Raw genomic sequence first — 715 nt, forward strand, 5'->3', positions numbered from 1 at the left:
CGCGATCGCGCTCGCCCGCCGCACCCTCGGCACGATCAAGGTGAACCTGTTCTGGGCCTTCGCCTACAACGTCGCCGCGATCCCGCTCGCGATGGCCGGCCTGCTGAACCCTATGATCGCCGGCGCCGCGATGGCCCTGTCCTCGGTCTTCGTCGTCAGCAACAGCCTCCGCCTCCGCACCTTCCACGCCCGATAGGAGCGACATGGACACCCATGAACACCACAGCGTGACCGACCACGACAACCACCAGAACCATGGCGGCGGTCACGCAACGACGACGACGACGTGGACGATGGCCGCGCAAGCGACCCTGCACTGCCTCACCGGCTGCGCGATCGGTGAAGTCCTTGGCATGGTCATCGGCACCGCGACCGGCCTGCACAACACGGGCACGATCATCCTGTCGATCGTGCTGGCGTTCATCTTCGGCTACGCGCTCACCATGCGCGGCGTCGTCCGGTCCGGGCTGAGCTTCTCCGCCGCGTTCAAGGTCGCCCTTGCCGCAGACACGGTGTCGATCGCTGTGATGGAGATCATCGACAACACCGTCATCGTCGCCGTTCCCGGCGCCATGGACGCGCAGCTGAACGACTGGCTGTTCTGGGGCTCCCTCGCGTTCTCCCTGGTGATCGCGTTCATCGTGACCACCCCGGTGAACCGGTGGATGATCAGCCGCGGTCTCGGCCACGCCGTCGTCCACGGTCACCACTGACC

The 715-nt window shown here is 66.3% G+C and carries 2 protein-coding genes; both read left to right on the forward strand.

Going from position 1 to position 715, the window contains the following annotated elements:
- The coding region (locus tag DEJ00_RS18175; protein WP_146248027.1) for a hypothetical protein at positions 1 to 196 on the forward strand (196 nt) is incomplete at its 5' end.
- A 7-nt stretch (positions 197 to 203) separates the two neighbouring features.
- A complete protein-coding gene (locus DEJ00_RS18180) occupies positions 204 to 713 on the forward strand; it encodes a DUF4396 domain-containing protein (protein ID WP_111058339.1) in 510 nt (169 codons plus the stop codon).
- Positions 714 to 715 lie beyond the last annotated feature (2 nt).

Origin of the sequence: Curtobacterium sp. MCLR17_039, assembly GCF_003234745.1 — a bacterium.
Lineage (GTDB): Bacteria > Actinomycetota > Actinomycetes > Actinomycetales > Microbacteriaceae > Curtobacterium > Curtobacterium flaccumfaciens.

Coding starts and splice junctions, on each gene's coding strand:
- DEJ00_RS18180 (WP_111058339.1), top strand. CDS start 204: ATGGACACCCATGAACACCACAGCGTGACCGACCACGACAACCACCAG.